Annotated in this window: 5 protein-coding genes and 1 pseudogene; all 6 read left to right on the top strand. The window is 37.2% G+C overall.

What is annotated here, in order from left to right:
- Window positions 1-174 (top strand): annotated as a pseudogene (locus ACFIKB_RS08425) (ABC transporter substrate-binding protein); the annotation flags it as partial.
- Window positions 175-1,110: 936 nt separating this feature from the next.
- Window positions 1,111-2,742 carry an ABC transporter substrate-binding protein gene (locus ACFIKB_RS08420; RefSeq protein WP_375653288.1) on the top strand — a complete coding sequence of 544 codons (1,632 nt, stop codon included), beginning with the start codon at window positions 1,111-1,113 and terminating at the stop codon, window positions 2,740-2,742.
- A gap of 837 nt (window positions 2,743-3,579) precedes the next feature.
- Window positions 3,580-5,211 (top strand): ABC transporter substrate-binding protein, encoded by a 1,632-nt coding sequence (locus ACFIKB_RS08415; RefSeq protein ID WP_375647490.1) that lies wholly within the window; start codon window positions 3,580-3,582, stop codon window positions 5,209-5,211.
- A 403-nt stretch (window positions 5,212-5,614) separates the two neighbouring features.
- Window positions 5,615-7,045, top strand: a complete 1,431-nt coding sequence (xseA, locus tag ACFIKB_RS08410) for an exodeoxyribonuclease VII large subunit (RefSeq protein WP_375647491.1) — start codon at window positions 5,615-5,617, stop codon at window positions 7,043-7,045.
- On the top strand, window positions 7,023-7,649 hold the full coding sequence (locus ACFIKB_RS08405) for a DNA-3-methyladenine glycosylase I (protein ID WP_375636738.1): 627 nt from the start codon (window positions 7,023-7,025) through the stop codon (window positions 7,647-7,649). The genes xseA and ACFIKB_RS08405 overlap by 23 nt, the downstream gene beginning before the upstream one ends.
- A 1,627-nt stretch (window positions 7,650-9,276) precedes the next feature.
- The coding region (locus ACFIKB_RS08400) for an ABC transporter substrate-binding protein (protein ID WP_375636736.1) at window positions 9,277-9,898 on the top strand (622 nt) is incomplete at its 3' end.

Here is a 9,898-nt window from a genome sequence, read left to right as displayed (position 1 = left end):
AAAGATCCGCAAAAACGGGCGCAAATATATGCTGATTTACAACGTGAACTTATGCAAAAAGGACCTTATGCGTTTATCTATCAGAAATATGGCGTCGTCGCGATGACACCGGATATCAAAAAGTGGGTTTGGAATAGTGCACCGCATATTTTTTATAGTAAAATTGAAAAATAAGCGTGTCTTCAATGGTGTTCAATAGATAAAGGACATCGTCTTGATATATTCGGCGTATTGTATAAATTTTTAAGCTTTGCAATACGTCGAAGATCATAGATAATGCGTGATATATTGTTGAATGTCTTTTCAAGACATTCGTTTAAAGAGATTTTTCATTCTCATTAGAGGTGTATTTGTGTGGATGTTAAGATTGAATATTTCAATTTCTCTGAATTGAAAAGTGGTCAATTTATTTGTTAAAAAGCTGAGTGTAACATAAAAAACTAAGTGTAACAAATGTCGCGGAATTTAGTAGTGCTAAAGGTGCAAAGGTTTTGCGATGTTGAAAGAAAGTTTTGTTATGGGGGGTACACAAGGGGTATCAGTTTTTTATGGTGTTCATATTTTCTTTTGCTTTGAAAGATGATGAGATGCCAATTGGGAGGGAGTTATTTTACGGGGAGTGATGAAAAACAATCAAATTTCCTTTTGAAGAAGGAATAAAAGTCGTTGCACTTAGCAAACTAACGAATTTTCCTGTTTTATCAAATCGTCAAATTATTATGAAAGCTCTTTGTTATTAAGGTACTTGAGCCGAAAGGGCTAGTGCTTTGATGGTATGCAAAACGCCGGAAGAAATAAGAGACAAGCTTGCTGAACAAGATAGAGAAAAAATATTGGTTTTATAGTCTTCAATAGTAGGCGTTATGATATCGTGGATAAGCTCTGTTGTTGGTGAGCGTTCATTATATATCAGAATATATCAGAGTGTTTTCCTTTGTATGTTTTTGTTTGGCTTGTAAGTGTAGGCAGGAGGAGTCATTGGCAAGAGGTGCTTGTTCTTGAAGATTTTAAAGCTTGGTCTTTAGGAGCCTATAGTTCGTCTAAACTTAATTATTAAGCACGTTTTGCTGCATGGGGAATTTATACAATAAACGTTAAAAGGAAAAGTCTATGAACGTGAAAAGAAAAATATTGAAAAAGAGCTGTTCTTTTGTTTCTGCTGTTCTTGCAATGGGGATGTTTGTGCAACAAGTTTCAGCAAAAACACCTACCGATACGCTTGTAATGGCTTGGAATCTGGATCCAATAAGTACATTTGACCCTGCACAACTCAATGACCGTTATGGAATTGAAGTGGTTAACAATATTTGTGATAATTTGGTCGTTTCTGCTACAGATGATGCAGCTAAAATGGTTCCTTCTTTGGCAAAGAGTTGGGATGTTTTAAGTGATGACCAGAGTACGGTGATTACTTTTCATTTGCGCGATGGTTTAAAGTTTAACGATGGTAGATTAGCCAATGCCAATGATCTTGTTTGGGGTATGAAGCGGGTTGTGAAATTGAAATTGTCCAATGCGGCAACATTTAATGAATATGGGATTACAGAACAAAACGTTGATGAGGCTTTTCAAGCACCGGACGACAAAACGGTGGTGATGAAATTTGATAAACCTTATCCTGCAGAGCTCATTCTTAGCAATATTTCCACTAATCGCACTGCTGCCTTGCTGGATCGTGAGACACTCATGAAAAACGAACAAGATGGCGATATGGGAAACCGGTATTTGGCAAGTCATTCTGCTTGTGTTGGTCCTTATCAGTTAGAGAGTTGGCGTCCTGGAGAAGCTCTTTTATTGCGTGCAAGCTCCAATTATTGGGGGGAAGCGCCTAAATTGAAGAAGATTTTAATTCGCCATGTTGCGGAGCCTGGAACGCAACGTTTATTATTGGAAAAATACGATATCGATGTTGCACGTAATCTGATGCCAGAGGATTTGTCAGATCTCCAAGCAACAACGGATATTAAGGTTGAAAAAGTGTTGGCGCCCTCCATGATTATATGGGGTTTTAATACGACGAACCCTATTTTTGCTAAGGAAAAAGTGCGTTTAGCGATGCGCTATCTTATTGATTATGAAGGACTCAGTAAGACCCTTCTCAAAGATGTTGGTATTCCCCGTGCAAGTTTTATTCCTCTTGGTAATCTTGGGGCTTTGGATGAAAAAGAAGGACAACCCTTTAAACTTGATCTCCAAAAAGCAAAGGAACTTTTAACAGAGGCAGGTTATCCGGATGGTTTTGAGGCCAATATTTTTGCAGGGGCATCTCCTTATCCTTTTGCTTTGCCTATTGCTCAGTCTCTCCAAGACAACGCAAAAAAGATTGGGGTACATTTTAAAATTGAACGTTTTGTAGGTACGCAGTTGTTTTCAAAATTTTATGCGCGTGGTTTTGATACGATTTTTTTCGGATGGAATAATGGCTCTGCGGACCCCCATACAATGGCTTCACGTCTTATTTACAATCCTGATAATCGGTTTGAGGCAAAAAATACAGGCTACGCTAGTTGGTGCCATGGGTATTTTGATAAAAGTATGAATCAAAAGGTTAAGGATGCGTTGTTTGAAAAAGATCCCCAAAAACGGGTGCAAATGTATGCTGATTTGCAACGTGAATTTATGCAGAAAGGACCCTATGCTTTTATTTATCAGACATATGTTTCTGTAGCGATGACACCTGATGTCAAAAAATGGGTTTGGAATAGTGCCCCACGTATTTTTTATAGTGCAATTGAAAAATAAGAAGGTATCAGGTTTATAAAATATAAAAAACATGATCATGATATATTTGACGTATTGCAAAGTTCTTAAATGCTTTGCAATACGTTGAAGATTGTGAATAATAGAGGATATATTGCTGAGTGTCTTTTCAAGATTTCTATTTCAAAAGAGATCTTTCATTCTCATTAAAGATGTGTTTTCTTGGATGTTTAAGACTTAATATTTCAACTCCCATGAATTGAAAAGTGGTCAATTCATTTGCTGAAAAAATTAGTACAACAGATGTTGTGGCATTTAGCATTGCTAAAGGAGAAAAGACTTTGCAATATTGAAGAAAAGTTTTGGTGTGGAGGTGAAGAGAAATATCAGTTTTTTATGATGCCTATGTTATGGTTCCTTTTGTTTTGAAAGATAACACTCCGCAATTGGAGGGTATTATTTTATGGGGAGTGATGCAAAAATTCAAATTTTCTCTTGAGAAGGAGGGTAAATAATCAATTTCAGCAAATTACAATTCATTCAAAATCATCAAAATATCAAATTTTTATTGAGGCTCTTGAAGTAACCGGAGGTGGTGTTTTCGCGACACTTTTTAGAAAATCAAAAAAGAAATTTGAAGCAAAAGGTCTGATTGATAAAGCAAAAGGAAACTTTGCCTGATATGTCCCAAATTGTAAGCACTGTGATATCTCCAACAGATGCTGTTATGCCTAATACCTTCGTTTTATATCAGATCGTTTTCTGTTGAGTTTTTAATTTTATTTCGAGGAGGTATGTTTTCTAAGTCTAATCTTATTATTTCTTGCACGTTATTGTTGCATGGAGAACTTATACAATAAATTTTAAAAGGAAAAGTCTATGAACTTGAAAGGAAAAATATTGAAAGGGAGCAGTGCTTTTGTTTCTGCTGTTATTGCACTGGGGATTTTGGTGCAACAAGTTTCAGCAAAAACACCTGCCGATACGCTTGTGATGGCTTGGAATCTTGATTCAATAAGTACATTTGATCCCGCACAAATTAATGACCGTTATGGTAATGAAGTTCTTGTCAATGTTTGTGATAATTTAGTTGAACCAGCTAAAGATAATGCAGCTAAACTTGTTCCCTCTTTGGCGAAGAGTTGGGATGTTTCAAGTGATGATCAGCGTACGGTGATTACTTTTCATTTGCGTGATGGTTTGAAGTTCAATGATGGTCGTCCTGCGAATGCCAATGATCTAATTTGGAGCATGAAGCGGGTTGTTAAATTGAAGATGGCTACTGCGGCGACATTTAATGAATATGGTATCACAGAACAGAATGTTGATGAGGCTTTTCAAGCACCGGACGACAAAACAGTGGTGATGAAATTTGATAAACCTTATCCTGCAGAGCTCATTCTTAGCCATTTTGCCACTAGTCGTACTCTTTCTTTGCTTGATCGTGAGACACTCATGAAACACGAAAAAAATGGTGATATGGGAAACCGGTATTTGGCAAGCCATTCTGCTTGTGTTGGTCCTTATCAGTTAGAGAGTTGGCGTCCTGGAGAAGGGATTTTATTGCGTGCAAGCTCCAATTATTGGGGTGAGGCGCCTAAATTGAAGAAGATTTTAATTCGCCATGTCGCGGAGCCTGGAACACAACGTTTATTGTTGCAAAAACACGATATCGATGTTGCACGTAATCTAATGCCAGAGGATTTGGCAGATCTCCAAGCAACAACGGATATTAAAGTTGAAAGAGTGTTAGAGCCATCCGTGATCATATGGGGTTTCAATGTGACAAATCCTATTTTTGCCAATGAAAAAGTGCGTTTAGCGATGCGCTATCTTATTGACTATGAAGGACTCGGTAAGACTCTTCTCAAAGATGTTGGTGTTCCACGTGCAAGTTTTATTCCTCTTGGTAATCTTGGGGCTTTGGATGAAAAAGAAGGACAACCCTTTAAACTTGATCTCCAAAAAGCAAAGGAACTTTTAACAGAGGCAGGTTATCCGGATGGTTTTGAGGCCAGTATTTTTGCTGGTACTTCTCCTTATCCTTTTGCTTTGCCTATTGCTCAGTCCCTTCAAGACAATGCAAAAAAGGTTGGGGTACGTTTTAAAATTGAACGTTTTGTGGGCACGCAGTTATTTTCAAAACTATCTGCACGTACTTTTGATACGATTTTTTTCGGATGGAATAATGATTCTGCGGATCCTCATACAATGGCTTCACGCCTTATTTACAATCCTGATAATCGGCTTGAGGCTAAAAATACAGGCTATGCGAGTTGGTGCCATGGGTATTTGGACGAAACTATGAATCAAAAGGTTCAAGATGCGTTGTTTCAAAAAGATCCCAAAAAACGGGCGCAAATGTATGCTGATTTGCAACGTGAATTTATGCAGAAAGGACCTTATGCTTTTATCTATCAGACGTATCACACAATAGCGATGACACCTGATGTCAAAAAATGGGTTTGGAATAGTGCCCCACGTATTTTTTATAGTGCAATTGAAAAATAAGAAGGTATCAGGTTTATAAAATATAAAAAACATGATCATGATATATTTGATGTATTGCAAAGCTCTTTAACACTTTGCAATACGTTGAATTTTATCGGGAATGGATTACTATGTTGTGTAGAGAATTTTATTTCAGGAATTCTTATGAAAGATGTGTTTGTGTGGATGTTAAGATTGAATATTTTAACTTCTATTGATACGGCTTTCGGATGGAATAATAACTTTGGAGATCCCCATACAACGGCTCCAAGCTTTTTTTATAACTCGGATAATCGGTTTGAAATTCAAAATATAAGCTTGTTCTAGCCGGTGTTATGGGTATTTTGATGAAGCTATAAATAAAAATTTTAAAGATTGTGTTGTTTCAAAAAGATTCACAGAAACGGGCGTAAAGAATTGAAAAATGGTAAGTTTGTTTAGTGAAAAAACAGGTATAACAAATGTGGCAGAATTTACTGTTTCCGAAATAGCAGGAGCTCTAAAGCGTGTTGTTGAAGAAAAGTTTGGTTATGTACGGGTGCGTGGGGAGATATCAGGTTACCGTGGTACTCATGCTTCGGGACATGCTTATTTTGCTTTAAAAGATGATAAGGCACGGTTGGAAGCTGTTATTTGGCGTGGAGTGATGGAAAAGCTCAAATTTCCTCCTGAAGAAGGGATGGAGGTGGTTGCTGTTGGTAAACTTACAACTTATCCAGGATCATCGAAATATCAAATTGTCATTGAGGCTCTTGAACCAACGGGGGTTGGTGCTTTGATGACACTTCTTGAAAATCGTAAGAAAAAGTTTGTGGAAGAAGGCTTATTTGATGAAGCAAAGAAAAAACCTTTGCCTTATATGCCTCGAATTATAGGCGTTGTCACATCACCAACAGGTGCTGTTATTCGTGATATTATTCATCGTATATCCGATCGTTTTCCGTTACATATTTTGGTTTGGCCTGTACGTGTTCAGGGGGAAACAAGTGGGAGAGAGGTAGCTGTTGCTGTTGAAGGTTTTAATGCTCTTGCTCTAGGAGGACTTATTCCAAAACCTGATCTTATTATTGTTGCACGAGGAGGGGGAAGTTTAGAAGATTTGTGGGGGTTTAATGATGAAGCTGTTGTTCGTGCTGTTTATGCTTCTGCTCTTCCCGTTATTTCTGCTGTTGGGCATGAAACGGACTGGACTTTGATTGATTATGTCGCTGATTGGCGTGCTCCAACTCCTACAGGAGCTGCAGAAAAGGCTGTTCCCGTTAAGCTTGATCTTGAAGTGTGTGTTGCGTCTCTTGGGGCACGTTTGCGCAAGGGACTTGTACGTTCTTTTGATTTTCATCAACAAAAGTTGCGTGCAGCCAGACGTGGTCTTCCCACTGTCGACCAACTTTTTGCTCTACCACGGCGTGGTTTTGATGAAATTTCAAATCGATTACAGCGTGCTCTTTGTGTGAGCTACGATAAAAAATGTTTTTCTTTTCATACTCTTCGTTTACGTCTTTCGCTACGTTTGTTAAATAGTGAAAAAGCACAACGCAATACAAAGGAATATACGGCGCGCCTTCATCGTGCTTTTGTGCGTAGTGTGGAAAAACAACGTGCCCAAATGGAGCTTGCATTCAGACTTTTAAAAAGCACTTCTTATCAGAATATTTTAGAGCGTGGTTTTGTTTTGGCTTTGGGGCAAGATAATAAGCCCGTTAAACGGTTGACTCAGTTTCCTGAAACAGGGCAAATAAATTTACGCTTTTTTGATGGTGATATCAGTGTTGCAATACAAGAACCTATTTTTTCTAAACGTTCAAAACACAAGCAGATAAAGCCGCCAAACGATGATCAAGGAACTCTCTTTTAATACGGTTAATGCCATGCTTGCGGAAGGTCTTCTTAAGGGAGTGGATGGAAAAGTTCGTTGCGCATGGGCTGGAACGGATCCACTTTATTGTGCTTATCATGATAACGAATGGGGAAAACCTGTTTTTGAGGATATCTGTTTGTTTGAAAAAATTTGTCTTGAAGGTTTCCAAGCGGGGCTTTCTTGGTTTACAATTTTAAAAAAACGCTCTTTTTTTCGCATTGCATTTGATCACTTTGACTTTGAAAAGATTGCTCATTATGATGAGCTAAAGGTGCAAATGTTAATGCAGAATAAAGACATTGTTCGCCATCAAAGAAAAATTCAATCAGTGCTTAATAATGCACTTAGAGCACAGGAAATTATAACAGAGTGGGGGAGCTTGTCCCGCTATTTTTGGTCTTTTCAGCCACCACAATCAGAGCGTTATGAAAAGATAGACTTTCAAACACTGTCGGCTCATCCTACAACCCCTGCTTCTCTTCGTCTTTCTCAAGACTTGAAGAAACGTGGCTGGACATTTATTGGTCCCACAATTTGTTATGCTTTTATGCAGTCCGTAGGGATTGTTAATGATCATCTTGAAGGATGTTTTTGTCGATAAATTAGCCAACGTTCTTTTGTAAGGGTAATGATCAATAGGATAATAATTGAATTGTTTAATAAATGTATAGATTATACAACTCCACTGTATAAGATAATTAAAATATATAAACTATACAATATCAACGATTTCCTACTATTGTTGGCACTCAAAACGATAAAGGTATAATTTTGAGGATGAAAAAATAGATGCAAAAAGGAGTGATACCTTAACTGTCATGTATCTGAAGTTAGATAATGGTAATGTCTTGTATGTTTTAAAGAAACATCTAGTGTATCAAAGCCCATTTTGCGACGCAGCCCATGAATGGTATAATAGTCAATCCATTGTGCACTCCATCTTCACGCTTATGACGGAGCAAATCGGCACCATCACACACTTTACGAGCGTTCAATGTTGTGCAACAGTCTTTGGCATTTGAAATGGTTCAGAAGAGGTGTTTTTATTTCTGTTAATAGACATGACCGTTATAATAAGTAATGAATATTTTATTCATGTTTATTGACGAATGCAAAGTGGTTTTTAGAGGGCGTGCTGTTGTTGCATTGTTATATTTTACTTTGGTTGTATGGTAGTTGGTTTATTTGTGTGTAGGTCGATTGTCCAATACTTACCTAGGCAATAAAAATAAAATGCAGCGATGAAAAATTAAAGTTAAATGACTCAAGCTGCTTGTGTTGGGTTTTATTATCTGATAGTTTTCTCTTATTAGAGAGTGATCTTGCCGCGTGTGCGCTCCATTTTTGGGAAGGTGATTAAGCTCAGGCAGGCTTGTATCCACTACATTGCTTAGTTGAATCTCTGTATGTTTCTGCTGGAAACAAGAGTTTTGTTGCAGTATGTTGTTTTCTGTTCTATTTTTATAGTGGTAAAGCAATGATGCGCACTAAAGTTTAGAAGGGTTCATATTCGTTATGTCTTTGGGGGGTAGTCTGATGAATTTTGTTTTTATCAATAGAGAAGTGCATTTTAGTGTGTATTCTTTTATTGCAAGCTTTATCTCTCAAAAGACAAAGCTTGGAAGGGGTGATTATTCTCATTGTTTCTTTGTTTTTGTTAACGTGTTTGGTTTTGTTGGTAAAAACGTAAAGCTTTTGACACTTGGTTTTCAAAAGATTAAGCAGATTTTTGTGGGGGGGGGGTAGAGTTTTAGAAAAGATCTTTTCTTATGCCTTTCTGCTATTTTAGTGCAGTTTTGATCATGTAGTAAAGATGCACCGCATCTTGAAATTGAGTGTTTGAGGAGAATGACGATTTTTAAAGTTTGCATATTTTATTTTAAATACCGCCTAAAGGAATAGAATGGTGAATTCATAAATTTTTGCGCAATGATTTTTTTAAAAGCTTACCATTTTGGGGGCTACAAGGCTTATCGTTTTGATGATTAATGGGGCTGGTATACGGCATTATCGTATGCAAAGAAAGGTTATAAAAGAATGTGATACTGGTTAGCAAAACATATATTTCATGTTCGCTATGGTTTGATTGAGATGTAAGTCAATGAATTTATAAAGTAGATGACTCTGTATAGGCGATTAGAATGTATTTGTTCAATGTGTATAATTATAAATTTGCCATGTTATTTCAGCGTCATTAATTAATAAAAAATAAATAAAGGGAAACGTTTATGAACTCGAAGAAAACAATATTGAAAAGTAGCAGCTCTCTTGTTGCTGCTCTTGTGGCACTGGGAGTAGTTGTACAACAGGTTTCAGCAAAAACACCGGCTAATACTCTTGTGATGGCTTGGAATCTTGATGCAATCAGTACATTTGATCCTGCCCAAAGCAATGATGTTTATGCAAGTGAAATTATTGGAAATGTTTGTGATAATTTGGTCAGTACTGCGACAGATGATCCAACAAAAATAGTTCCGTCTTTAGCAACTCATTGGGATGTTTCAGGTGATGATCACAGTACGGTGATTACCTTTCATTTGCGTGATGGTTTAAAGTTTAACGATGGTAGATCAGCCAATGCCAATGATCTTGTTTGGGGTATGAAGCGGATTGTCAAATTGCAGATGGCTAATGCAGCAATTTTTAATGAATATGGAATTACAGAACAAAATGTTAATGATGCTTTGCAAGCTGTTGATGAGAAAACAGTGGTGATGAAATTTGATAAGCCTTATCCAGCAGAGCTCATTCTGAATAATGTTGTTGCGAGTCGTGCAACAGCTTTGCTTGATCGTAAGACGATCATGAAACACGAAAAAAATGGTGATTTGGGAAATCAGTATTTGAAAA

Source organism: Bartonella sp. MR110HLJHH (genome assembly GCF_042194225.1).
GTDB lineage: Bacteria > Pseudomonadota > Alphaproteobacteria > Rhizobiales > Rhizobiaceae > Bartonella > Bartonella grahamii.
The sequence above is the reverse complement of the archived record's forward strand: the minus strand, read 5'-3'. Positions and strand labels throughout refer to the sequence as shown.